18 protein-coding genes and 2 riboswitches are annotated in these 24127 nt (G+C 63.8%); of the genes, 13 read left to right on the top strand and 5 right to left on the bottom strand.

Annotated features, from left to right (window positions below):
- Positions 1–12 precede the first annotated feature (12 nt).
- From BM136_RS24010 to BM136_RS24000, 3 genes are read left to right on the top strand one after another with little or no spacing between them, the layout of a single operon-like run.
- Positions 13–1353 (top strand): C4-dicarboxylate transporter DctA, encoded by a 1341-nt coding sequence (locus BM136_RS24010; RefSeq protein ID WP_092976719.1) that lies wholly within the window; start codon positions 13–15, stop codon positions 1351–1353.
- 37 nt (positions 1354–1390) lie between these two features.
- Entirely contained in the window at positions 1391–2089 is a 699-nt protein-coding gene (locus BM136_RS24005) for a GntR family transcriptional regulator (RefSeq protein WP_092976784.1), read from the top strand.
- A 6-nt stretch (positions 2090–2095) separates the two neighbouring features.
- Positions 2096–2680, top strand: a complete 585-nt coding sequence (locus BM136_RS24000) for an IMPACT family protein (protein WP_092976716.1) — start codon at positions 2096–2098, stop codon at positions 2678–2680.
- A 3-nt stretch (positions 2681–2683) separates the two neighbouring features.
- Here the strand turns inward: BM136_RS24000 and BM136_RS23995 are convergent, their stop codons facing one another.
- Positions 2684–3109, bottom strand: a complete 426-nt coding sequence (locus tag BM136_RS23995; RefSeq protein WP_254775744.1) for a hypothetical protein — start codon at positions 3107–3109, stop codon at positions 2684–2686.
- A 112-nt stretch (positions 3110–3221) separates the two neighbouring features.
- Positions 3222–4133, bottom strand: a complete 912-nt coding sequence (locus BM136_RS23990; protein WP_024973988.1) for a LysR family transcriptional regulator — start codon at positions 4131–4133, stop codon at positions 3222–3224.
- 345 nt (positions 4134–4478) lie between these two features.
- On the opposite strand from BM136_RS23990, the gene gcl reads away from it, so the two are divergent.
- The 5 genes from gcl to pyk all read left to right on the top strand — a co-directional run bounded on the left by gcl (position 4479) and on the right by pyk (position 12090).
- Positions 4479–6254, top strand: coding sequence for a glyoxylate carboligase (gcl, locus tag BM136_RS23985; protein WP_092976710.1), 1776 nt, complete (start codon positions 4479–4481; stop codon positions 6252–6254).
- 43 nt (positions 6255–6297) lie between these two features.
- Positions 6298–7080, top strand: coding sequence for a hydroxypyruvate isomerase (gene hyi / locus BM136_RS23980; RefSeq protein ID WP_024977272.1), 783 nt, complete (start codon positions 6298–6300; stop codon positions 7078–7080).
- A gap of 622 nt (positions 7081–7702) precedes the next feature.
- Positions 7703–8614, top strand: a complete 912-nt coding sequence (gene glxR, locus BM136_RS23965; RefSeq protein WP_027678495.1) for a 2-hydroxy-3-oxopropionate reductase — start codon at positions 7703–7705, stop codon at positions 8612–8614.
- A 65-nt stretch (positions 8615–8679) separates the two neighbouring features.
- On the top strand, positions 8680–9999 hold the full coding sequence (locus tag BM136_RS23960) for a glycerate kinase type-2 family protein (RefSeq protein ID WP_092976707.1): 1320 nt from the start codon (positions 8680–8682) through the stop codon (positions 9997–9999).
- A gap of 612 nt (positions 10000–10611) precedes the next feature.
- A complete protein-coding gene (gene pyk, locus BM136_RS23945) occupies positions 10612–12090 on the top strand; it encodes a pyruvate kinase (RefSeq protein WP_092976704.1) in 1479 nt (492 codons plus the stop codon).
- Positions 12091–12114: 24 nt separating this feature from the next.
- On the opposite strand, the gene hemN is transcribed toward pyk, so the two are convergent.
- Both hemN and BM136_RS23935 read right to left on the bottom strand, forming a co-directional pair.
- Positions 12115–13599 (bottom strand): oxygen-independent coproporphyrinogen III oxidase, encoded by a 1485-nt coding sequence (gene hemN, locus BM136_RS23940; protein WP_092976701.1) that lies wholly within the window; start codon positions 13597–13599, stop codon positions 12115–12117.
- Between the two features lie 580 nt (positions 13600–14179).
- Entirely contained in the window at positions 14180–16300 is a 2121-nt protein-coding gene (locus BM136_RS23935; protein ID WP_092976698.1) for a UvrD-helicase domain-containing protein, read from the bottom strand.
- A gap of 275 nt (positions 16301–16575) precedes the next feature.
- On the opposite strand from BM136_RS23935, the gene BM136_RS23930 reads away from it, so the two are divergent.
- From BM136_RS23930 to BM136_RS23905, 5 genes are all read left to right on the top strand, one after another.
- Positions 16576–16902: a hypothetical protein gene (locus BM136_RS23930; RefSeq protein ID WP_092976695.1), complete on the top strand. Its 327-nt coding sequence runs from the start codon at positions 16576–16578 to the stop codon at positions 16900–16902.
- A gap of 398 nt (positions 16903–17300) precedes the next feature.
- Positions 17301–17398: riboswitch (glycine riboswitch) on the top strand.
- Between the two features lie 12 nt (positions 17399–17410).
- A riboswitch (glycine riboswitch) is annotated at positions 17411–17538 on the top strand.
- 129 nt (positions 17539–17667) lie between these two features.
- Positions 17668–18795: a glycine cleavage system aminomethyltransferase GcvT gene (gene gcvT / locus BM136_RS23920; protein ID WP_092976693.1), complete on the top strand. Its 1128-nt coding sequence runs from the start codon at positions 17668–17670 to the stop codon at positions 18793–18795.
- A 47-nt stretch (positions 18796–18842) separates the two neighbouring features.
- The gene (gene gcvH / locus BM136_RS23915; RefSeq protein ID WP_092976690.1) at positions 18843–19223 is read left to right on the top strand and encodes a glycine cleavage system protein GcvH; all 381 of its coding nucleotides are present in this window, start codon (positions 18843–18845) and stop codon (positions 19221–19223) included.
- Between the two features lie 84 nt (positions 19224–19307).
- Positions 19308–22247 (top strand): aminomethyl-transferring glycine dehydrogenase, encoded by a 2940-nt coding sequence (gene gcvP / locus BM136_RS23910; protein WP_092976687.1) that lies wholly within the window; start codon positions 19308–19310, stop codon positions 22245–22247.
- Positions 22248–22397: 150 nt separating this feature from the next.
- The gene (locus tag BM136_RS23905; RefSeq protein WP_092976684.1) at positions 22398–23774 is read left to right on the top strand and encodes an L-serine ammonia-lyase; all 1377 of its coding nucleotides are present in this window, start codon (positions 22398–22400) and stop codon (positions 23772–23774) included.
- 168 nt (positions 23775–23942) lie between these two features.
- On the opposite strand, the gene BM136_RS25530 is transcribed toward BM136_RS23905, so the two are convergent.
- Positions 23943–24127 (bottom strand): hypothetical protein (locus BM136_RS25530; RefSeq protein ID WP_217649371.1); only part of this gene is annotated, 185 nt, incomplete at its 5' end.

Here is a 24127-nt window from a genome sequence, read left to right as displayed (position 1 = left end):
GGAGGATTCACCATGCAACGCTTTACGCGCCCGTTGTTCGGGCAGGTTTTGATTGCCCTGGCGGTGGGCATCGCGCTGGGCATCTGGGCGCCGGAGTTTGCGCAGAAACTGCAGCCGCTCGGCGATGGCTTTCTGAAGCTGATCAAGATGCTGATCGCGCCGATCGTGTTCTCCGTGGTGGTGGTGGGGATCTGCGGTGCCGGCGAGCTGAAGAAGGTTGGGCGCGTAGGCGGCAAGGCCGTCATCTACTTTGAGATCGTCACGACGATTGCGTTGGCACTGGGCATTGCGCTGGCCTATCTGTTCGGGCCGGGCCATGGCATGAATGTGGACCCGAAGACGCTCGATCCGGCGGCCATGGCGTCGTACATGACGACCGCCAAGCAGGTGGAATCGACCGGCGTGGCAGCCTTCTTCCTCAAGCTGATTCCCGATACGTTCGTCAGCGGTTTTGTGAAGGGCGACATCCTGCAGGTGCTGCTGGTGTCGATCCTGTTCGGCTGCTCGCTGTCGCTGCTGGGTGAGCGGACCAAGCCGCTGGTCAACCTGATCGATCAGCTCTCGCATGTGCTGTTCCGCATGATGGCCGTGATCATCCGTCTGGCACCGCTGGGCGTCCTGGGCGCGGTAGCCTTTACCGTTGGCAAGTACGGCGCGGGCTCGCTCAAGCAGCTCGGCTTCCTGGTGCTGCTGTTCTATGCGGCAGTGGCGCTGTTTGTGTTCGTCGTGCTCGGCACCATCCTGCGCATGGCGGGCTTCAACATCTTCAAGCTGATCCGCTTCCTGCGCGCTGAACTGCTGGTGGTGCTGGGCACGGCGTCGTCCGACGCGGTGCTGCCGTCCATCATGAACAAGCTGGAGAAGATGGGCATCAAGCGCTCGGTGGTCGGCCTTGTCATCCCGACCGGCTACTCGTTCAACCTCGATGCGTTTTCGATCTACCTGACGCTGGCTGCCGTGTTCATTGCACAGGCGACCAACACGCCGCTGGCCTTCCAGGACTTGCTGCTGATCCTGGGCGTGGCGCTCGTCACCTCCAAGGGCGCGCACGGCATTCCGGGTTCGGCCATCGTGATTCTGGCGGCCACGCTGTCGGTCATTCCGGCCATTCCGGCGATCGGCCTGGTGCTGGTGCTCTCCGTCGACTGGTTCATCGGCATTGCCCGTGCGCTGGGCAACCTGATCGGCAACTGCGTCGCCACGGTGGTCATCGCCGCGTGGGAAAAAGACATCGACCGCGTGCGCGCCAATGCGGTGCTCGACGGCAAGATCGACATCACCGAAGAAGGCGAAGCGATTCCGCACGGCCTTGGTGTGGCGGCACCGGCAGCACATACGCTGCCGCATGCCTGAAGCCGCGCTGTTGTCGGACGGCGGTAAAATCGGCGCCATGACCGAAACCACCGCCGCCGCCGACATCTCCTCCGAAGGCATTGCCGACGACATCGCGCAGGCGATCGTCGCGCATCGGCTGCCGCCGGGCACCAAGCTGCGCGAAGAGGCGCTGGCGCGGGTCTACCACGTCAGCCGCACGAAGATTCGCGCGGCGCTCCTGATGCTGGCCAAGGACAAGCTGATCCGCATGGAGCCGGATCGCGGTGCGTTCGTGGCCAAGCCAGACGAGACCGAAGCGCGCGAGGTGTTTGCCGTGCGCCGCGTGCTGGAAGTCGCGCTGGTGCGCGAGTTCATCGCCAAAGCGACGCCGGCCGATTACAAGCGGCTGGAAAAGCACCTGGCCGAAGAACACAAGGTGGCGGCAAGCGGCGATTTGTCCGACGTCCCGCGCCGCAACCGCCTGATGGCCGACTTTCACCTCCTGATGGCCGACGTGGTCGGGAACAGTGTGCTCAAGGAAATGCTCTACGAGCTTTCCGCGCGCAGCTCGGTGATCACGATGATGTACCAGTCCACATACGATGCCGTGCGTTCATCCGACGAACACACCGCTTTCCTGGAAGCCGCCAAGCGCGGTGATGTGGAAGGCGCCATCGCCCTGATGGAAGAGCACATGGCGCACACCGAGGCGTCGCTCAAGTTCGAATCGCCGGGCGGCCGGGCGACAGATCTCGTAGCCGCCCTCCTCGCCTGACCGCGCGTGCCGACGTACACGCTGCGCGCGCCGGTTTCTGCCGAGCTGGAAATCAAGAAAAGCCGCTTTATCGGGTTGGCAATGCCGGTTGAAGACCGGGCCGCCGCCATGGACGTCATTGCACGCCTGCGCGCCGAACACCCCGCTGCCACGCACGTCTGCTGGGCGCTCCTGGCAGGTGGCCAATCCGGCATGTCCGATGACGGCGAGCCCTCCGGCACAGCGGGTCGCCCCATCCTGGAAGTGCTACGCCATCACGATCTGGACGGCACACTGGGCGCCGTGGTGCGTTACTTCGGCGGGGTCAAGCTCGGCGCGGGCGGTCTTGTGCGCGCCTACACGGATGCCATTGCCACCGCGCTCATGCACGCCGAACGCGTTGAACGCATCGCCAGCGCCACGCTCACCCTCGCCACCGATTACGCCGATGAGGCGCGCATCCGCCGCTGGATCGATGATGGCGGGTATGCGCTGCTGGATGCTGCGTACGATGCGGGCGTCACGCTCACGGTGCGATTGCCGGTGACGGACGAAGCGGCTGCGCGGGTCGCGTTGCGGGATTTGACGCAGGGGCGTGTGGCAATTACCTAGCGCTTATCGCTGGGGAGCGAGCGGAGTGGCGGGCGCGGCGCCCGGGCAACACGGGTTCTGACAGTCCGGTTGGAAAACTACGTAGGCGGCTGTCGGCATTTTGGGCGCGACACCCTCGCGCTCCACGGCACGTAGATGCGTATCGGCTTCGGACGACTCGACTTTGTCGCCCTCGATTCCGACAGCGTCCAGCACGGCCTGGATGCTTCTGAGGCGCAGCACAGCCAGCTCTGGGTCAGGAGCAGGCTCGGACGCCTCCCGCAAGCGCACCCGGTACTTGCCACCGCTGCGGAAATCTTCTTTGAGCTGCGAATCCCATTCCGCCAGTTTCAGGATTTCGGTGGTCGGCAGCGCAGACTCGCCGGGCGAGAACACCAGCGGGTGCTCAAGCCCGGTCAGATCGCACGCCAGGGCGGACGTGCTGAGCATGAGAGCGCCGACAACTGCAGTTCTGTGTAGCATCTTCAGTCTCCGGCATTGAGCGCGCCACCCGCGACGCGTCTGATGACAAGTTTAGGAACCGTCATCCATTTCCGCACGCTCAACCCGTTCGCGACCAATAACCTGCCTGCCCATACACCGTCTTCAGGTGTTCGATAAAGAAGCGGATCTTCGCCGGCACCGGCCGCTGCTGCGGGTACACGGCGAGGATGTCGTAGTCGGGCAGCGCGTAGTCGTCCAGCACCGTCATCAGCGCGCCGGATTCCAACTCGGGCTGGATCTCCCACGTTGAGCGCCAGCCCAGGCCGAGGCCTTCGCCCATCCAGCGGTGCAGCAGTTCACCGTCGTTGCAGTCGAGGTTGCCGTTCACCTTCACGGTGACGGCCTTGCCGTTCTGCTGGAAATACCAGCCGCGCTGCTGCCCGCCCTGCAGGTTGAAGGCGAGGCAGTTGTGGCGCGCGAGATCATCCAGCGTGCGTGGCACACCATGCTTGGCGAAATACGCAGGCGTGCCGCAGACCACGCGCTTGTTCGACGCCAGGCGGATCGCCACGAAGTTCGGATCGATCGCGCCGCCAATGCGGATGCCCACGTCGTAGCCTTCGCGCACGAGGTCGACCACGCGGTCGGTCAGGTTGAACGAGATGCGCACGTCGGGGTTGGCACGCAGGAAGTCCGGCGCATGCGGCGCGACGTGCTTGCGGCCGAACGCTGCCGGCGCCGAGACGATCAGGTGCCCAGTCGCCTTGTGGCGGCCTTCGGCAACGAGCAGCTCTGCGCGGTCCAGCTCGCCCAGCGCCTTCTTGCACTGTTCCATGAACACCGCGCCCTGCTCCGTCACCGCAATGCGGCGAGTTGACCGGTGCAGCAGCTTCACGCCCAGCCGGGCTTCCAGCGCGTTGATGCGGCGGCCGATCATGACGGGCGTCACGTCCTGCGTGAGCGCGGCGGCGGCCATGCTGCCGTGTTCCACCACGGCGATGAACGCCTCGATCTGCTTGAGCTTGTCCATTCCATCATTCCAGTTCGCAATGTCTGACCATTTTAGTGAGCATTCCGTACCCGGATTGCGGCTTTCTGGCGCATATCACTTGTGATGAATGGCAAAAATGGCGAAGGACGATGTGATCGATGCAGATAGCTCCCGGCGATATTTTGCATCGCACAAAATCAAGGAAGACGGCTTCACTGTGCGGTTTTCCGTCTCCCTGATTACCCCTTGATTGGTGCAGCACGCAAAATGATTCGATATGCTGAGTTAGCAATCAACTGACGAAAGCTGCGTTTATCGATATCGGCATGCGGGAATAGGATCAACTCCAACGTATTCCCACCTTCCCCTTCCTGGAGACACCCCATGCCGAAGATGAGAGCGATTGATGCCGCAGTTGCGGTGATGGAAAAAGAAGGCATCACCACGGCCTTCGGCGTGCCCGGTGCCGCCATCAACCCGTTGTATTCGGCGTTGCGCCGCGCCGGCAACATTGACCACGTGCTGGCGCGCCACGTTGAAGGCGCCTCGCACATGGCCGAGGGCTATACCCGTGCCGAACCCGGCAACATCGGCGTGTGCATCGGCACGTCGGGCCCCGCAGGCACCGACATGATCACCGGCCTGTACTCGGCCTGGGCAGACTCGATTCCCATCCTGTGCATCACCGGTCAGGCACCCCGCGCCCGCCTGTACAAGGAAGATTTCCAGGCCGTCGACATCGAGTCGATCGCCAAGCCGGTCACGAAGTGGGCCGTCACCGTGCGCGAGCCGGCCCTGGTGCCGCGCGTGTTCCAGCAGGCGTTCCACCTGATGCGCTCGGGCCGCCCGGGCCCGGTGCTGATCGACCTGCCGTTCGACGTGCAAGTCGCTGAGATTGAATTCGACCCTGACACGTACAGCCCGCTGCCGGTCTACAAGCCTGCGGCCACGCGTGCGCAAGCCGAGCGCGCCATCGAGATGCTGTGCCAGGCCGAGCGCCCGCTGCTGGTGTGCGGCGGCGGCGTGATCAACGCTGATGCGGCCAAGCTGATGGTCGAGTTTGCCGAGCTGGTGAACGTGCCCGTGGTTCCGACGCTGATGGGCTGGGGCGTGCTCGCCGATGACCACCCGCTCAACGCTGGCATGGTCGGCCTGCAAACGTCGCACCGCTACGGCAACGCCACGCTGCTGGCGTCGGACTTCGTGTTCGGCATCGGCAACCGCTGGGCCAACCGCCACACCGGCAGCGTCGACGTCTACACCAAGGGCCGCAAGTTCGTGCACGTCGATATCGAACCGACCCAGATCGGCCGCGTGTTCGGTCCGGACCTGGGCATCGTGTCGGACGCCAAGGCAGCGCTGGAGAGGTTCATTGAAGTGGCCCGCGAGCTGAAGGCCGCCGGCAAGCTGCCGTGCCGCAAGTCGTGGAATGCCGATGTGCAGAAGCGCAAGCGCACGATGCTGCGCCGCTCGGACTTCGACAACGTGCCCATCAAGCCGCAGCGCGTGTACCGCGAGATGAACCAGTACTTCCCGCGCGACGTTCGCTATGTGTCGACCATTGGCCTGTCGCAGATCGCTGCTGCGCAGTTCCTGTCGGTCAACCAGCCGCGCCACTGGATCAACTGCGGCCAGGCAGGCCCGCTGGGCTGGACGATTCCCGCCGCCATCGGCGTGAAGGTGGCCTCGCCCAACAGCGACGTGGTGGCCATCTCGGGTGACTACGACTTCCAGTTCATGATCGAAGAGATGGCGGTGGCCGCGCAGTTCAAGGTGCCGTACATCCACGTGGTGGTGAACAACTCGTACCTGGGCCTGATCCGCCAGGCGCAGCGCAACTTCGACATGGACTACTGCGTCCAGCTCGCCTTTGACAACGTCAACGCACCCGAGCTGAACGGCTACGGCGTCGACCACGTGAAGGTAGTGGAAGGCCTGGGTTGCAAGGCGATCCGCGTGTTCAAGCCGGAAGACATCGAACCCGCATTCGCGCAGGCCCGCCTGCTGATGGCCGAGTTCTCGGTGCCCGTGATGGTGGAAGTGATTCTCGAGCGCGTGACCAACATCGCCATGGGCACGGAGATCGACAACGTGGTCGAGTTTGAAGACGTGCTCGACCTGGAAGACACCCTCACGGAAGCCGAAGGCGTCACCGCATAAAGACGGCGCGCTGTTCCCTCACCGTCCGATACAAGGAGAAACCATGACAAAGCTGGCAGCCAACCTGACCATGCTCTTCAACGAGCAGGCCTTCCTTGACCGCTTCGAAGCCGCCGCGCGTGCGGGCTTTCGCGGCGTGGAATTCCTGTTCCCCTACGCGTTCCACGCAGACCAGATTGCCGATCGCCTGAACCGTTTCCAACTCGACCTCGTCCTGCACAACCTGCCGGCCGGCAACTGGGACGGCGGCGAGCGCGGTATCGCCATCCTGCCGGACCGCGTGAGCGAGTTTCAGGACGGCGTGGGCGAAGCCATCAAGTACGCCAAGGTGCTCGGCGTGAAACAGCTCAACTGCCTGGTGGGCATTCGCCCCGAAGGCGTGAGCGAAGACGCTGCGCGCAAGACGCTGGTGGAGAACCTGAAGTTTGCGGCGAAGGCGCTGAAGGCCGAGAAGATCGATCTGCTGATCGAGCCAATCAACACGTTCGATATTCCGGGCTTTTACCTGAACCGCACGCAGCAGGCGCTGGATCTGATCAACGACGTGGATGCGTCCAACCTGTATGTGCAGTACGACATCTATCACATGCAGCGGATGGAAGGCGAAGTGGCTAGCACGCTGAAGCGCCATCTGGACAAGATCAAGCATGTGCAGTTGGCGGACAACCCCGGCCGTAACGAACCGGGTACCGGTGAGATCAACTACCAGTTCCTGTTCCGTTGGTTAGATGAGATTGGCTACCAAGGCTGGATTGGTTGTGAGTACAAGCCTAAGGCTGGGACTGTGGAAGGTCTTGGCTGGCGCGCGGCTCACAACGTTGCTTGAGATTTTGTTCGGTTTGGTTTTGCTCCGGTGGTGCATCCCTTGTTTCATCCCCTGCCGGGGCTGACTCACTTTTCTTTGTCTTGCCAAAGAAAAGTAAGCAAAAGAAAGGCGCGCCCGAGATGGCGAAAGATTCCTTGAATTTATGTCGCAGAGAGGGAGTGCAGGCAACTCGCTTCGCTCAGACAGGCCTGCCCTCTTTTTCCTCTCTGCAACAGAAATTCAAGGCGCCATCTAGGGCTCCAACGGCCAAACCATCGGAACACGACTGCAGCAGGAACCAGCAACACAACGCGAAGCAGAGCGAGCAACACAGCAACAAACAAGAGCCACCTAGGTCAGCACACAGATTGTGTGGCCGTACCTTGCCCTAGATGGCGCCTTGAATTTGTGTAAGCGGGCAGAAAACGGAAGGAGGCTGTTTGAGCGCAGCGAGTTTGCCTCCTTCCCCGCCCGGTTACACAAATTCAAGGAAGGGGTCGCCATCTCGGGCGCGCCTTTCTTTGCTTACTTTCTTTGGCAAGACAAAGAAAGTGAGTCGCCCCCGGCAGGGGGTGAAAAGGGAGTGGACCACCAAGGTCCAAACCAACAACCACCAACATCCAAACCAAGGAGATCCCTCACCATGGCAACCACCCTCAACCTCGGTTTCATCGGCCTCGGCATCATGGGCGCCCCCATGGCAGGTCACCTGCGCGCCGCCGGCCACACGCTGTTCGTGCACGACGTCAACCCGGCCCCCGCCGCACTGGTGGAAGCTGGCGTGACGGTCTGCACGAGCGCGGAAGAAGTCGCCAAGCGCGCCGACATTATCTTCATCATGGTGCCGGACACCCCGCACGTTGAAGCCGTGCTGTTCAGCGAGAAGGGCGTCGCCAAGGCGCTGAAGGACGCAGGCAAGGACGCTGCTGCCGGCAAGATTGTGGTCGACATGAGCTCGATCTCGCCGATCGCGACGAAGGACTTCGCATCGCGCATCAACAAGACCGGCGCGCAATACCTGGACGCTCCGGTGTCGGGTGGCGAAGTGGGCGCGAAGGCTGCATCGCTGACGATCATGGTGGGCGGTGAGCAGGCTGCGTTCGACCGCGTTGCTCCGCTGTTCAACTTGATGGGCAAGAACATCACGCTGGTCGGCGGCAACGGCGACGGCCAGACCACCAAGGTGGCCAACCAGATCATCGTGGCGCTGAACATCCAGGCCGTGTCGGAAGCGCTGCTGTTCGCATCGAAGGCGGGCGCGGACCCGGCGAAGGTGCGTCAGGCGCTGATGGGCGGCTTCGCGGCCTCGCGCATTCTTGAAGTGCACGGCGAGCGCATGGTCAAGCGTACGTTCGACCCGGGCTTCCGCATCGAGCTGCACCAGAAGGACTTGAACCTGGCCCTGCAGGGCGCCAAGACGCTGGGCGTGGCCCTGCCGAACACGGCCACCGCGCAGGAGCTGTTCAACACCTGCGCCGCCAACGGCATGGGCAAGCAAGACCACTCGGCACTGTGCCGCGCGATCGAGATCATGTCGAATCACGATATTGCCTAAGTTGTGTGCACTGTCGCAGCCTTCGGGCGGCGGCAGTTCTTTTTGCTGTCTCCCCGCTTTCTGCCATGCACCACGACCAGTCTGCCCAGGCCGCCCTGCGCGCTGCCTTGCCCAATCCGTCGCCGCGCGCGTTGCTGCACGGCCTGTTTGATACCGCGGTGGCTGCGGTCAGCGCGGCGCAATGCTTGCCGGCATTCCTGCCCGAATCGCCGCGTGGCCGCACCATCGTCATCGGCGCCGGCAAGGGCGCAGCCGCGATGGCAGAGGCGGTGGAGCAGCACTGGAAGGGCGAGCTGTCTGGCTTGGTCGTCACGCGTTACGAACATGGCCGCGCGCCCGGCACACAAGGCCGCATTGAAGTGGTTGAAGCCTCGCACCCCGTGCCCGATGCAGCGGGCCAACACGCTGCGCAACGCATGGTCGGCCTGCTCGAAGGTCTGACAGAAGACGACCTTGTCCTGTGCCTTATCTCGGGCGGTGGCTCGGCCCTGCTGGCCGCTCCGGCCGAAGGTCTGACGCTGGCCGACAAGCAGTCCGTCAACCGCGCGCTGCTCAAAAGCGGCGCGAGCATCGGCGAGATGAACTGCGTGCGCAAGCACCTGTCGTCGATCAAGGGAGGGCGCCTGGCGCTGGCGTGCGCACCGGCACGCGTCGAGACCCTGCTGATCTCCGATATTCCTGGCGACGACCCGACGCTCATCGCCAGCGGCCCGACGCTGCCCGACGCCACCACCTGCGCAGATGCGCTGGCCGTGATCGACAAATACGGCATTGATGTGCCTGAAGCCGTGCGCCGTCATCTGGATACCGGCGCAGGCGAAACACCCAAACCCGGCGATGCACGTTTCGAAGGCCATCGCAGCCACGTCATCGCGACAGCCCAGCACGCGCTGGAAGCCGCTGCCGCGCAGGCACGCGCGCTCGGCTACGAGGCACACATCCTGTCAGACAGCATTGAAGGCGAAGCGCGCGATGTGGCCGAAGTGCACGCCGGCATCGTGCGGCAGATCGTGGCGCGCAATCAGCCGTTCACCAAGCCGTGCGTGATTCTGTCGGGTGGTGAAACTACGGTGACCGTACGCGGTAATGGGCGCGGCGGGCGCAATGCCGAGTTCCTGCTGGCGCTGGGCGTGGCGTTGGATGGCCTGCCGGGTGTGCATGCGATTGCTTGCGATACCGATGGCATTGATGGGTCTGAAGACAACGCTGGTGCGATCTTGACGCCGGATAGTCTGGCGCGTGCTGAAGCGCTTGGGTTGAAGCCGAAGCAGCTGCTGGACAACAACGATGGGTATGGGTTTTTTGATGCGCTTGGCGATTTGATTGTGACTGGGCCTACGCGGACTAATGTGAATGATTTTCGGGCGATTTTGATTACTGCTTGAGGTTGGGCGAGGGATGGATTGATGTTTGTGGTCCATCCCTTGTTTCATCCCCTGCCGGGGCTGACTCACTTTCTTTGTCTTGCCCAAAGAAAGTAAGCAAAGAAATGCGCGCCCGAGATGGCGACTTCCCCTTGAATTTATGTCGCAGAGAGGGAGTGCAGGCAACTCGCTTCGCTCAAACAGGCCTGCACTCTTTTTCCTCCCTGCAACAGAAATTCAAGGCGCCATCTAGGGCTCCAACGGCCACACCATCGAAGCGCAACGGCAATAGAAAACAGCAGCACAACGCGAAGCAAAGCGAGCAACACAACAACACAGCAACAAACAAGAGCTAACTAGGACTGCGCACAGATTGTGTGGCATTTCACTGCCCTAGATGGCGCCTTGAATTTGTGTAAGCGGGCGGAAACAAGACGGGGAACTGTCTGAGCGCAGCGAGTTTTCCCCGTCTCCGCCCTGTTACACAAATTCAAGGAGGGTGTCGCCATCTTGGGCGCGCCTTTCTTTGCTTACTTTCTTTGGCAAGACAAAGAAAGTGAGTCGCCCCCGGCAGGGGGTGAAAGGGAGTGGACCATCAAGGTCCAAACAAACAACCCCACCGGAAACACCAACATGCGCCGCTTCCGCAACACCAAAATCCTAGCCACCCTCGGCCCCGCCAGCAGCGACAAAGACACCATCCGCGCCCTCTTCGACGCTGGCGCAGATGTCTTTCGCCTGAACTTCAGCCACGGCTCGCACGAAGACCACCGCAAACGCTACGACACCGTACGCGCGGTGGAGGCCGAGACCGGTCGCCCGATCGGCATCCTCGCTGACATGCAAGGCCCGAAGCTACGCATCGGCACGTTCGCCGACGGCCGCGTCGTGCTCAAGAACGGCGATCGCTTTGTGCTCGACCGCGATCCGACGCCGGGCGATGTCACGCGCGTGCACCTGCCGCATCCGGAGCTGTACGCCGCTACGGCACCGGGCCAGTCGCTGTTGCTGGACGACGGCAAGATCCGCCTGGCCGTGGAAGCCGCCGACCCAACGGCCATCGTCACCCGCGTGGTCGATGGCGGCCCGCTGTCAGACCGCAAGGGCGTGAACGTGCCGGATGCGGTGATCCCCATTCCGGCGCTCACCGAGAAAGATCTGCGCGACCTAGACTTCGCCCTGTCGCTGGGCGTCGACTGGATTGCGTTGTCGTTCGTGCAGCGCGCCGAAGACGTGATCGCCGCGCGCGAGATCATTGGCGACCGCGCCGGCCTGCTCTCCAAGATCGAGAAGCCCGCAGCACTGCTGCATCTGGAAGACATCGTGCAGGCGTCCGATGCGCTGATGGTGGCGCGCGGCGACCTGGGCGTGGAGCTGCCGCCCGAGCGCGTGCCCGGCGTACAGAAGCGCATCCTGCGTATGGCGCGCCACCACGGCAAGCCGGTGGTCGTGGCCACGCAGATGCTGGAATCGATGATCGAGGCGCCGGTGCCGACGCGTGCCGAAGCCTCCGATGTGGCCAGCGCCGTGTACGACGGCACCGATGCCGTGATGCTGTCGGCCGAGTCGGCCAGCGGCAAGCATCCCGTGGCGGCGGTCAGCATCATGAACCGCATTATTGCCGAGACCGAGCGCGATCCGCTGTACCGCAACCTGATCGACGCGCAACATCAACCGCCGCTGCCCACACGCCAGGACGCCATCTGCGCGGCCCTGCGCGACGTGACGCACATCCTGGGAGCGGTGGCCACCGTCACCTACACGTCCAGCGGCAAGACCAGCCTGCGCGCCGCACGCGAGCGGCCGCTGGCGCCCATCGTGAGCATCACGCCGCGCCTGGATACCGCGCGCCGTCTGGCGATCACGTGGGGTGTGCACAGCACGGTCAGCCCCGATGTGAGCAACGTCGACGAGATGGTGGATGCGGCGTGCCGTGCCGCCGCGCGTGAAGGCTTTGCCGTGTCGGGCGACCAGATCGCCATCACGGCGGGCATGCCGTTCGGTCAGGCTGGTTCGACCAACCTGCTGCGCTTGGCGGAAATCTGGCCGCAGACGCTGGTCAGTGCGCAGACGCAAACCGCTGCGCAGCAGCCCGAACCGGCAACGGTCTGACGTGACTTCGGGTCAGTAGGCGGATCAAACCACTTTGGAGTAGCGCGGGACGAAGGTGACGGGCTCGCCCTCGGCTTCCACCGCGCGCTCCGTCCCCGCCTCGCGCAGGTGCGAATCGAACACCATGGCGATGCGGCGCACGAGCAGCCGCCCTTGCGGCGTGATGACGATACGCTCGTCCCCCACCCTCACCAGCCCGGCCTCCTCCAGCGGCGCCAGCGCCCGCAGCTCGTCCGCAAAGCTGCGCTTGAAGTCCAGCCCGTGGCGCGCACCGAATGCGCGCATGTTCAGTTCAAATCCGCACATCAACTCGCCAATCAGCGCGCGGCGCACGTGGTCGTCCGGTGTAAGCGACATGCCGCGCAGCACGGCAAGTTCGCCCGCATCGATGCGTGCATAGTACGCGTCGAGATCCTTCTCGTTCTGCGCATACACATCGCCCACGCGGCTGATGGCGGACACGCCAAAGGCCAGCATGTCGCAATCAGCGTGCGTCGAATAGCCCTGGAAATTGCGCTGCAGCCGCCCTTCACGCTGCGCGATGGCGAGTGCATCGTCAGGTCGCGCGAAGTGGTCCATGCCAATGTAGACATAGCCCTCGGCAACGAGGCGCTCCACCGTCATCGCCAGCAAATCGAGTTTTTGGTCGGCGGTCGGCAGGGTCAGCATGTCGATACGGCGCTGCGCCTTGAACAGGTGCGGCAGATGCGCATAGCTATAGACGGACAGCCGATCAGGCGCCATCTCCAGCACGCGATCCAGCGTAGCGTTGAAGGTTTCCGTGCGCTGATACGGCAGGCCGTAGATCAGGTCGAAGCTAATCGATTCGAAGCCCAGCCGGCGCGCAGTGTCGACCACGCGGCGTGTCTCTTCCACGCTTTGGATGCGGTGGACCGCGCGCTGGACGTCGGGATCAAAGTCTTGAATGCCGAGGCTTGCGCGGTTGAAGCCGATCTCGGCCAGTACTTCGAGCGTGGTGTCGTCGGCATGACGTGGGTCAAGTTCGACGGAGATCTCGCCATCGTTGGCCAGATCGAAATGCTCACGCGTGGCGGCCATCACGGCGCGCATTTCGTCGTGCGCAAGGAACGTCGGCGTGCCGCCGCCCCAATGCAACTGCGTCACGCGGCGCAGCGGGCCAATCTGATTGGCCACCATCGCCATCTCGCGCGCGAGGGTTTCAACATAGCGTGCGCTGCGCGCGCGATCCTTGGTGATGACCTTGTTGCAGCCGCAGTAGTAGCAAAGGTTCGCGCAGAACGGCAGGTGCATGTACAGCGACAGCGGCGCATGCAGCGCGGGCGCAATCGCGGCGCGGCGGTGCAAGGCGTCGAGGTAATCGGCGTTACCGAATTTGTTGTGAAAGCGGTCGGCTGTCGGATACGAGGTGTAGCGCGGGCCGTGCGTATCGAAGCGCTGGGCCAGCGCGCGTACCTGCGGAGCCGACCAGCGGAAGGCGGTGTCGTTGGCGGCGGACGGAGGGTCGGCCGGCTTGGCGAACGGAAACATGGGGCGGTTCTAGTGGGGGCGATAGTTCATCCTAAAACCGCGATGTGGGCTCCGCGTTGATGTGTGTCAACGTCGGTCAACGCGTGTTCCAAAGCGTTGTGTGCGGCACGCGGGTCGTCACGGCGGCACAACAGGGCTGGGGGCTGATGGGTGTTTTTTGGGTTTTGGGTTGTCGGTGCATCCCTTGTTTCATCCCCTGCCGGGGCTGACTCACTTTCTTTGTCTTGCCAAAGAAAGTAAGCAAAGAAAGGCGCCATCTAGGGCAGGAAAGTCAAAGGACAAAAGCCGAACCATCTGGGCGCCAACCCAAACGACAAGGCCAACCTCACGATGGGTTGGCCTTTGCCTTTTGACGTTGAGCCCTTGATGGCGCCTTGAATTTTCGTAAGCGGGCGGAAAAAAGAACGGGAACTGTTTGAGCGCAGCGAGTTTTCCCGTTCTCCGCCCGGTTACGCAAATTCAAGGAGTGGGTCGCCATCTCGGGCGCGCCTTTCTTTTGCTTACTTTTCTTTGGCAAGACAAAGAAAAGTAAGTCGGTCCCGGCAGGGAACGAAAGGGGAATAGACCACCAACAAAGAACTCAGGAAACCACCGGCTTCTTAGCCGCCAACAACCCCTTCAACGCCCCCAACCGATCCTTCGGCGACATCGCCGGCATCGTGTCTTCAGGCGTCGGCCCGGCATCCTCCCCAAGCTTCATCTCAGCGATATAGCGCGACGGCTCGCACACCACCGTCTCCCGCGCCCGCTTGCGCTTCTTGCACCAGCTGATATGCAGGCTGCGCTGCGCCCGCGTGATGCCCACATACATCAACCGCCGCTCTTCTTCGATCTTCTCGTCGGTCAGATCATCGTCTTCGCGGCAGTGCGGCAGGATGCCCTCTTCCACGCCCACCAGGAACACGTGCGGATACTCCAGCCCCTTGCTCGCATGCAGCGTTGAAAGACGCACCGCATCCGGGTCCTCTTCCTTGCCTTCGAGCATGCTGATCAGCGCGATGGTCTGCGTGAGCTCCAGCAGGTTCTTGCCGGCGTCCATCAGGCCATCGGCGTTGTCGAAACCGGTGGCCTCTTCGTCGTCATCCTTCTCGGGCTTGGTGCCCTTGCGCTTGAGCCAGTCGAGGAACTCCAGCACGTTGGTCCATTTGTTCTGGGCCTGGCGCTCGTCGTAGGTGTCGTACAGGTAGGCCTCGTAGTGGATGCCTTCCATCATCTCGTCGAGCAGCGTGGCGGCGGGCTCCTTGGCAGCGCGGTCCGAGAGCCGCACGATGAATTCGCAGAACACCCGCAGCGGCTCCAGCTGGCGCGGCGCGAGTTGCGCTTCGATGCCGCCCATCATCGCAGCCTCGAACAGCGACACCTTGGCCTGCCCCGCGAACGAACCCAGCACCTCCAGCGTCGCATTGCCCACACCGCGCTTGGGCGTGGTGATGGCGCGGATGAACGCAGGGTCATCATCCGCATTGGCAATCAGCCGCAGATAGGCGCACAGATCCTTGATCTCGGCCTTGTCGAAAAAGCTCTGCCCGCCCGAGAGCACATACGGAATGCGCTCGCGGCGCAGGATCTGCTCAAACAGGCGCGCCTGGAAGTTGCCGCGATACAGGATCGCGTAATCCCGAAACTGCGCACGGCGCTCGAACTTGTGGGCGGACAGCTTGAAGACGACGCTCTCGGCTTCGTGCTCCTCGTCATTGGCGCTGGTCACGTTGATCGCGTCGCCCATGCCGTGCTCGCTCCACAACGTCTTCTCGAACAGCTTCGGGTTCTGCGCGATGACCGCGTTGGCGGCATTCAAAATGCGCACCGTGGAGCGGTAGTTCTGCTCCAGCTTGATGACTTTGAGGTTCGGAAAATCCGTCTGCAGCAGCTTGAGGTTGTCGAGCGTGGCGCCGCGCCAGCCGTAGATCGCCTGATCGTCGTCGCCCACCGCCGTGAAGGCCGGCGCACGCAAGTGTGAGCCACCCGCCAGCAGCTTCAGTAGCTGGTACTGGCAGGCGTTGGTGTCCTGGTATTCGTCGACGAGGAAGTAGCGCAGGCGGTTCTGCCACTTCAGCCGCACCTCTTCATTGCGGGCGAACAGCTCGGCGGGAATGCGGATCAGATCGTCGAAATCCACCGCCTGATACGCGTGCAGCGTCGCAACGTAATTGCGATAGACGAGCGCCGCCTGGTGGTCATCGACGTTGTTGTTGGCGAGCGCCTCGGCAATCGCGGTGTCCGGGTCGACCAGACCGTTCTTCCACAGCGAGATCGTGCTCTGCACGCGGCGGATCAACTGCTTGTCGGTGGTCGCCAGCTGCTCCTGGATCATGCCGAAGCAATCATCTGAATCCATGATCGAGAAGCGCGGCTTGAGGCCCACGTGCTCGGCTTCGGCCCGCAGAATCTGCACACCGAGCGAGTGGAACGTACACACCGTCAACTGCTTGATGGGAATGCGCTTGCCGTCTTCGCGGGTCTTGCCGTCCATCAGCTTGGCCACGCGTTCCTGCATTTCCTTGGCCGCCTTGTTGGTGAACGTGACCGCGGCGATGTGCTTTGGCTCGAAGCCCTTGTCCAGAATCAGGTGCGCGATCTTCTGCGTGATCACGCGCGTCTTGCCCGAGCCCGCCCCGGCCAGCACGAGGCACGGGCCGTCGAGGTAGTGCACACCTTCGGATTGGGCAGCATTGAGCCCGTGGGCAAGACCGGAAGACATGGGAACAGGCAGAAGGAAAAGCAGGCGGGAACGACAGCGGAGGGCGATGGTAGCACGGCGCCTTTGCATCGATTGAGCCTGCGAGAAGCCACCTGCGTCGAGCCTGACGGAGGTGCGCCAAGCCGCACTGCATGCGTTTGCGCCCCCCCCTTTTTTCGCACGGGCGTTACACCGCTTACGCGCCGTTACACGAACCGCGTAAGCGGCCATGCGCGGCACCTCGTTATGGACAGGACAGCGGCTGAATCGGTCGGCCGCCCACCGGAGAATCCACCATGAACCGCATCGTCAAAGCCCTGGCCGTTACCGCCGTCGCCCTGTCTGCCACCACCGGCGCCTTCGCCCAGACGCAGTGGCAAAAAGACCACCCGCGCCGCGCCGAGGTCAACCACCGCCTCGCCAACCAGAACAAGCGCATCCACAACGAAGTGAAGGAAGGCGAAATCACCAAGAGCCAAGCGCGCCAGCTGCACAAGGAAGACCGCCAGATTCGCCAGGAAGAGCGCGACATGGCCGCCCAAAACGGCGGGCACATCACCAAACAGGAACAGCGCACGCTGAACCAGCAGGAAAACCAGGTCAGCCGCCAAATCGGCAAGTAAGTCAAAGCAAGAGCAGCCACACCCGCACTCCGGCCACCCCCGAACAAGGCGCTCCCGCCCGCGCCCCGACGGTGTGGCCGTTGTCTTTGGCCTTTGACGGTCCTGCCCTAGATGGCGCCTTCAATTTTCGTAAGCGGGCGGAAAAAAGACGGGGAACTGTCTGAGCGCAGCGAGTTTTCCCCGTCTCCGCCCGGTTACGGAAATTGAAGGAGTCTTTCGCCATCTCGGGCGCGCATTTCTTTGCTTACTTTCTTTGGGCAAGACCAAAGAAAGTGAGTCAGCCCCGGCAGGGGATGAAACAAGGGATGGACCACAAGCACAAAAATCCAGCCCTCCCCCAACCCGAAACCGCCAAGTCCCCCCCAATTGACAATCCCATCCCCCTTCCGTAAATTCCGCCCATCCATCCGGGAGAGCGTGCCCGCCGTATACGGCAAGGCGCCGCCGAAGGGGTAGCACCCGAAAACTCTCAGGCATCCAGGACCGGGCGGATCGGCGGACATGCGTCCGACCGCACTCTGGAGAGCTGGCGCCGCACGACCACTGCGGGCGCCCACCGAAGGGGCTCACGAACGGCGCGCACCGCTATGCGCCCCGCTTCGCAATCTCTCAGGTACCAAGGACAGAGGGGCCATCTGCGCAGCTTGTTGATCTTCATGGCGTCACCATGAGGGATCAGGCTGCGCGGGTGGCCTTTTTGCTTTTCTGGTTCCCGATCCATGCGCCGCGCCCAAGCCACGGCGGCGCGCTCAGCCGAGAGATTCCATGACGCTCCAACACACGCCGCTCAATGCCATCCACCGCTCGCTGGGCGCCCGCATGGTCGACTTTGGCGGCTGGGACATGCCCGTCAACTACGGCTCCCAGATCGAAGAGCACCACGCCGTGCGCCAGGACGCAGGCGTCTTCGATGTCTCGCACATGTGCGTGGTCGACCTCACCGGCGCGCGCGTGCGTGATTTCCTGCGCGGGCTGCTCGCCAACAACGTCGACAAGCTGCAGACGCCCGGCAAGGCGCTCTACAGCTGCATGCTGAACCCCAAGGGCGGCGTGATCGACGATCTGATCGTCTACTTCTTCCGCGAAGACTGGTTCCGCCTGGTTGTCAACGCCGGTACCGCGCCGACGGACCTGGAGTGGATCGTCGCGCAGAACGCCGCCGCCAGCACCGACGTGACGATCACGCCGCGCCGCTCCGACAACAACGCTGGCGCTGAGCCGCTGGGCATCCTCGCCGTGCAAGGCCCGAATGCGCGTGCCAAGACTTACACGGCGCTGCCCGGCACGCAGGCCGTGGGCGAGGCGCTCAAGCCGTTCAACGCCGGCTTCGTCACCGTGGAAAACGTGGGCGAAATCATGGTGGCCCGTACCGGCTACACCGGTGAAGACGGTTTCGAACTGGTCGTGCCGGCCGCGCAGATCGCTGGCGTGTGGGAGCGCCTGCTGCAGGCAGGTGTGCGCCCGGCAGGCCTGGGCGCGCGCGACACGCTGCGCCTGGAAGCCGGCATGAACCTCTACGGCCAGGACATGGACGAGCACGTTTCGCCGCTCGACGCCGGCCTCGCCTGGACGGTCGATCTGCAAAGCGAACGCGACTTCACCGGCAAGGCCGCGCTGCAAGCCGGCGGCCAGCGCGAACAGTTCGTCGGCCTGATCCTGCGCGACAAGGGCGGCGTGCTGCGCGCCCACCAGAAGGTCATCACCACCGCCGGTGACGGCGAGATCACCAGCGGCACGTTCAGCCCGAGCCTGTCGCTCTCCATCGCACTGGCGCGCCTGCCCAAGGACGTGGCCATCGGCACCGACGTGCAGGTGGAAATTCGCGACCGCAAGTTGACCGCGACTGTGGTTAAACTGCCGTTCGTGCGCAATGGCAAGGCGCTGGTCAGCTGAACACCGAATCTGCATTCCCCCATACCCATCTTCCGGAGAAACCTTTCATGAGCAACGTCCCCGCCGATCTGAAGTACACCGAACACGACGAGTGGATCCGCGTTGAAGCCGACGGCACGCTGACCATCGGGATCACCGACTTCGCGCAGGACGCACTGGGCGACATCGTCTTCCTGGAACTGCCGGAAGCCGGTCGCGCCGTCGCCAAGGACGAGGCGATTGCCGTGGTCGAGTCGGTCAAGGCCGCCTCCGACATCTACGCCCCCGTGTCGGGCGAGATCATCGCCAACAACGCCGACGCCGCCGGCGCGCCGGAATCCGTGAACGCTGGCGCCTACGAGGCCTGGCTGTTCAAGATCAAGCCGACCAACGCCGACGACGTGAACGCCCTGATGTCGGCCGCTGACTACGAAGCCAAGATCGGCTAAGCCGATCCTCCGGCCGATGCGCGCGCCCTGACCTGCGCTGCGCATCGGCCATTGCCTGCATCGCCTGAATTTCGAGCCCTTGCCATGAACGCTCCGCACCCCGCTTCCTCGGCGCTTGCTGCCGAACGCCCCACTTTGGCTGACCTGGAGGCGCACGACGCCTTCGCGCAGCGCCACATCGGCCCGTCTGCCGACGAGCAGACCGCCATGCTCGGCACGCTCGGCTACGCCAGCCGCGCCGCGCTGATCGACGCCGTGATCCCGCCGGCCATCCGCCGCCAGGACGGCATGCCGCTGGGTGAATTCACGCAGCCGCTGACTGAGGAAGCAGCGCTCGCCAAGCTGCGGGACATCGCCGGGCAGAACCGCGTAGTCAAGAGCCTGATCGGCCAGGGCTATTACGGCACGCACACGCCGGGCGTCATCCTGCGCAACATCCTCGAAAACCCCGCCTGGTACACGGCCTACACGCCGTATCAGCCGGAAATCTCGCAGGGCCGCCTGGAAGCGATGCTGAATTTCCAGCAGATGGTGATCGACCTCACGGCCATGGACATCGCCAATGCGTCGATGCTGGACGAAGCGACCGCCGCTGCTGAAGCCATGACGCTGCTGCAGCGCATTGGCAAATCGAAGTCGACGGTGTTCTTTGTGGCGGACGACGTTCTTCCGCAAACGCTGGAAGTCGTGCGCACGCGCGCCGAGCCGATCGGCGTGCAAGTGGTGACAGGCCCGGCAGCCGACGCCGCCAAGCACGACGCGTTCGGCGTGCTGCTGCAATACCCGGGCGCCAACGGTGCGTTGCTGGGCGATCTGGCGACGTACCAGGCGCTGACCGATGCCGTGCACGCTGCCGGCGGTTTGGTCGTTGCGGCTGCAGACCTGCTGGCGCTCACGCTGCTGGCCGCGCCGGGCGAATGGGGCGCCGACGTCGTGATCGGCAACACGCAGCGCTTTGGCGTGCCGTTTGGTTTCGGCGGCCCGCACGCTGGCTACATGGCCGTGCGCGATGCGTTCAAGCGCTCGATGCCCGGTCGCCTGGTCGGCGTGACGATCGATGCGCAAGGCAATTCGGCCTACCGCCTCGCACTGCAGACGCGCGAGCAGCACATCCGCCGCGAGAAGGCCACCTCGAACATCTGTACCGCCCAGGTGCTGCTGGGCGTGATGGCCTCGATGTACGCCGTCTACCACGGCCCGCAGGGCCTGAAGCGCATCGCCCAGCGCGTGCACCGCCTGACCGCCACGCTGGCGGCCGGCCTGCGCGCGATCGGCTACACCCTGGAAGCCGACGCCTTTTTCGACACGCTGACCGTCGCCACCGGCGCGCGCACTGCCAACCTGCACATCGCGGCACAGGCGCACGGCATCAACCTGCGCCAGATCGACGATGCACGCCTGGGTATCTCGCTGGACGAGACGGTCACGCGCGCGGATATCGTTGCGCTGTGGGAAGTCTTCGCGCACGCCGCACACGCTGCCGCCCCTGACTTCGACCAGACCGAGGCGGGCGTTGCCGATGCGTATCCCGCCTCGCTCGTGCGCCAGAGCGCGTACCTGACGCACCCGGTGTTCAACGCGCACCATTCCGAGCACGAAATGCTGCGCTACCTGCGCAGCCTGGCCGACAAGGATCTTGCGCTCGACCGCACGATGATCCCGCTGGGCTCGTGCACGATGAAGCTCAACGCCACCGCAGAAATGCTGCCGGTGACGTGGCCCGAGTTCTCGAACATCCACCCGTTCGCGCCGGCCGACCAGACCGTCGGCTACCGCGAGATGATCGATCAGCTCGAGCAGATGCTGTGCGCCGCCACCGGCTATGCCGCCGTCAGCCTGCAGCCGAATGCCGGCTCGCAAGGTGAATACGCTGGCCTGCTGATCATCCACGCCTACCACGCCAGCCGTGGCGAAGCGCACCGCAACGTGTGCCTGATTCCGTCATCGGCGCACGGTACGAACCCTGCATCGGCACAGATGGCCGGCATGCAGGTTGTTGTCGTGGCGTGCGATGAGCGCGGCAACGTCGATCTGGCTGATCTGGAGAAGAAGGCGGCCGAGCACAGCAAGAACCTGGCGGCGATCATGATCACCTACCCGTCCACGCACGGCGTGTTCGAGGAAGGCGTGAAGCGCGTCTGCGAGATCGTGCACAGCCACGGCGGCCAGGTCTACGTGGACGGCGCCAACATGAACGCCATGGTCGGCACCGCCGCACCGGGCCACTTCGGCGGCGACGTCTCGCACCTGAACCTGCACAAGACGTTCTGCATTCCGCACGGCGGCGGCGGCCCGGGCGTCGGGCCGGTGGCGGTGGGTGCGCACCTCGCGCCGTTCCTGCCCGGCCGCGCGGCGTCGGGTGAAGATGCCAGCCAGAACATCGGCAACGTGTCGGCATCGGCGTTCGGCTCGGCGTCGATCCTGCCGATCTCGTGGATGTACATCGCGATGATGGGCGCCGCGGGCCTGACCGCCGCTACCGAGACGGCCATCCTGTCGGCCAACTACGTGGCCAAGCGGCTCGCTCCGTATTACCCGGTGCTGTACACGGGCGCGCACGGCCTGGTGGCCCACGAGTGCATTCTCGACATCCGTCCGCTGCAGAAGGAATCGGGCATCAGCAACGAAGACATCGCCAAGCGCCTGATGGACTTCGGCTTCCACGCACCGACGATGAGCTTCCCGGTGCCCGGCACGCTGATGATCGAGCCGACCGAAAGCGAGCCGAAGGTGGAACTCGACCGCTTCATCGACGCGATGATCGCCATCCGTGGCGAAGTCGACAAGGTGATCTCGGGCGAATTCGACCGCGAAGACAACCCGCTGAAGCACGCACCGCACACCGCAGCTGTGGTGATGGCCGATAACTGGCAACACAAGTACACGCGTGAGCAGGCCGCCTACCCGGTGGCGTCGCTGCGCAAGCAAAAGTACTGGCCGCCGGTCGGCCGCGCCGACAACGTCTACGGCGACCGCAACCTGTTCTGCGCCTGCGTACCGATGAGCGAGTACGCGCAAGACTAAAGCCGGCGACCCCAGGCGCGATTGTCATCGCGCCGCGCCTCAGGCGGCCGCCTCGCACCACGGGGCGGCCGTTTGCATCTGAACACCCCGTGTGCGGGCGGCCACAAGCCGACCCGCTCCTTTTGCAAAACGCCCCCGGAGCCTCACCCCATGGCTGTTTCCGTTTTCGACCTCTTCAAGATCGGCATTGGCCCGTCCAGCTCGCACACCGTCGGGCCGATGCGCGCCGCGCTGATGTTCGCCTCCGCCCTCGAAGCCGATGGGCTGATGCCGCAAGTCGCCAGCGTGCGCGTGGAGCTGTATGGCTCACTCGGCGCCACCGGCAAGGGCCACGGCACCGATCGCGGCGTCATCCTCGGCCTGATGGGCGAGGCGCCGGACACCATCGACCCCGACACCATCGAAGACAAGCTCGCGGCCCTGCGCGCGTCGCAGTCGCTGTCGCTGCTGGGCCGTCACGCGGTGCGCTTCACCGAAAAGGAGCACATCGCCTTCTATCGCCGCGAAGCGATGGCCGAACATCCGAACGGCATGAAGTTCCACGCCTTCGATGCCGCAGGCGAGCGGCTGCGCGAAGCGCGCTACCTGTCGGTGGGCGGGGGCTTTGTCGTCACGGCCGGTGCGCCGAATACGCAAGTGCTGGCCGCGCACGACCAGTTGCCGCATCCATTCCGCAGCGGCAAAGAACTGCTGGCGATGTGCGAATCGACGGGCAAATCCATCGCCCGGCTGATGCTCGAAAACGAACTAACGTCGCGCACGGAAGCTGAAGTGCGCGCTGGTCTGCTCAACATCTGGCGCGTGATGCAGGCATGTGTGGCCCGCGGGTGCCGCACGGAGGGCGAATTGCCGGGCCCGTTCCACGTGCGTCGCCGTGCCGCCGAGTTGTATTCACGGCTCACGGTGCAGGCCGAGCGCACGCTGTCCGATCCGCTGTCAGTCATCGACTGGGTGAATCTGTATGCGATTGCCGTGAACGAAGAGAACGCCGCAGGCGGGCGCGTCGTCACGGCGCCGACCAACGGCGCCGCGGGCATCATCCCGGCCGTACTGCATTACTACGACCGCTTCGTGCCCGGCGCGAATGACGACGGCATCGTGGACTTCCTACTCACCGCCGGCGCCATCGGCATGCTCTACAAGATGAACGCCTCCATCTCCGGCGCGGAAGTCGGCTGCCAGGGCGAAGTGGGCGTGGCGTGTTCGATGGCTGCCGGGGCGCTGGCAGCGGTGCTGGGGGGCACGCCTGCCCAGGTCGAAAACGCGGCTGAGATCGGCATGGAGCACAACCTAGGGCTGACGTGCGACCCGGTGGGCGGGCTAGTGCAGATTCCGTGTATTGAGCGCAATGCGATGGCGTCTGTGAAGGCCGTGAATGCGGCGCGCATGGCGTTGCGTGGGGATGGCACGCACTATGTTTCGCTCGACTCCGTGATCAAGACGATGCGGGAGACGGGGGCGGATATGAAGACGAAGTACAAGGAGACGGCGCGGGGTGGGTTGGCGGTGAATATTGTGGAGTGCTGATTTTTGGTTTGGGTCTTGGTGGTGCATCCCTTGTTTCATCCCCTGCCGGGGCTGACTCACTTTCTTTGGTCTTGCCCAAAGAAAGTAAGCAAAGAAATGCGCGCCCGAGATGGCGAAAGACTCCTTCAATTTTCGTAACCGGGCGGAGGCGGGGAAAACTCGCTGCGCTCAGACAGTTCCCCGCCTTTTTTCCGCCCGCTTACGAAAATTGAAGGTGCCATCTAGGGCAGGAACGGCCAAACCTTCGGTATGCCCGTGCAAACGAAAAAGCGGGCCGTGGTGGCTCGCTTCGTGTTCGACGGTTTGCTTTTCCCTTGCCCTAGATGGCGCCTTGGATTTTTGTTGCGGGGAGG

This window comes from Ralstonia sp. NFACC01 (assembly GCF_900115545.1).
In the GTDB taxonomy this organism is placed as follows: Bacteria; Pseudomonadota; Gammaproteobacteria; order Burkholderiales; family Burkholderiaceae; genus Ralstonia; species Ralstonia mojiangensis.
This window is presented reverse-complemented; position numbering and strand designations above follow the sequence as displayed.

Excerpts from the sequence above, each read along its gene's own strand:
- BM136_RS24010 (WP_092976719.1), top strand. The coding sequence starts at position 13 with ATGCAACGCTTTACGCGCCCGTTGTTCGGGCAGGTTTTGATTGCCCTG.
- BM136_RS24005 (WP_092976784.1), top strand. The coding sequence starts at position 1,391 with ATGACCGAAACCACCGCCGCCGCCGACATCTCCTCCGAAGGCATTGCC.
- BM136_RS23995 (WP_254775744.1), bottom strand. The coding sequence starts at position 3,109 with ATGCTCAGCACGTCCGCCCTGGCGTGCGATCTGACCGGGCTTGAGCAC.
- BM136_RS23990 (WP_024973988.1), bottom strand. The coding sequence starts at position 4,133 with ATGGACAAGCTCAAGCAGATCGAGGCGTTCATCGCCGTGGTGGAACAC.
- gcl (WP_092976710.1), top strand. The coding sequence starts at position 4,479 with ATGCCGAAGATGAGAGCGATTGATGCCGCAGTTGCGGTGATGGAAAAA.
- hyi (WP_024977272.1), top strand. The coding sequence starts at position 6,298 with ATGACAAAGCTGGCAGCCAACCTGACCATGCTCTTCAACGAGCAGGCC.
- glxR (WP_027678495.1), top strand. The coding sequence starts at position 7,703 with ATGGCAACCACCCTCAACCTCGGTTTCATCGGCCTCGGCATCATGGGC.
- BM136_RS23960 (WP_092976707.1), top strand. The coding sequence starts at position 8,680 with ATGCACCACGACCAGTCTGCCCAGGCCGCCCTGCGCGCTGCCTTGCCC.
- pyk (WP_092976704.1), top strand. The coding sequence starts at position 10,612 with ATGCGCCGCTTCCGCAACACCAAAATCCTAGCCACCCTCGGCCCCGCC.
- hemN (WP_092976701.1), bottom strand. The coding sequence starts at position 13,599 with ATGTTTCCGTTCGCCAAGCCGGCCGACCCTCCGTCCGCCGCCAACGAC.
- BM136_RS23935 (WP_092976698.1), bottom strand. The coding sequence starts at position 16,300 with ATGTCTTCCGGTCTTGCCCACGGGCTCAATGCTGCCCAATCCGAAGGT.
- BM136_RS23930 (WP_092976695.1), top strand. The coding sequence starts at position 16,576 with ATGAACCGCATCGTCAAAGCCCTGGCCGTTACCGCCGTCGCCCTGTCT.
- gcvT (WP_092976693.1), top strand. The coding sequence starts at position 17,668 with ATGACGCTCCAACACACGCCGCTCAATGCCATCCACCGCTCGCTGGGC.
- gcvH (WP_092976690.1), top strand. The coding sequence starts at position 18,843 with ATGAGCAACGTCCCCGCCGATCTGAAGTACACCGAACACGACGAGTGG.
- gcvP (WP_092976687.1), top strand. The coding sequence starts at position 19,308 with ATGAACGCTCCGCACCCCGCTTCCTCGGCGCTTGCTGCCGAACGCCCC.
- BM136_RS23905 (WP_092976684.1), top strand. The coding sequence starts at position 22,398 with ATGGCTGTTTCCGTTTTCGACCTCTTCAAGATCGGCATTGGCCCGTCC.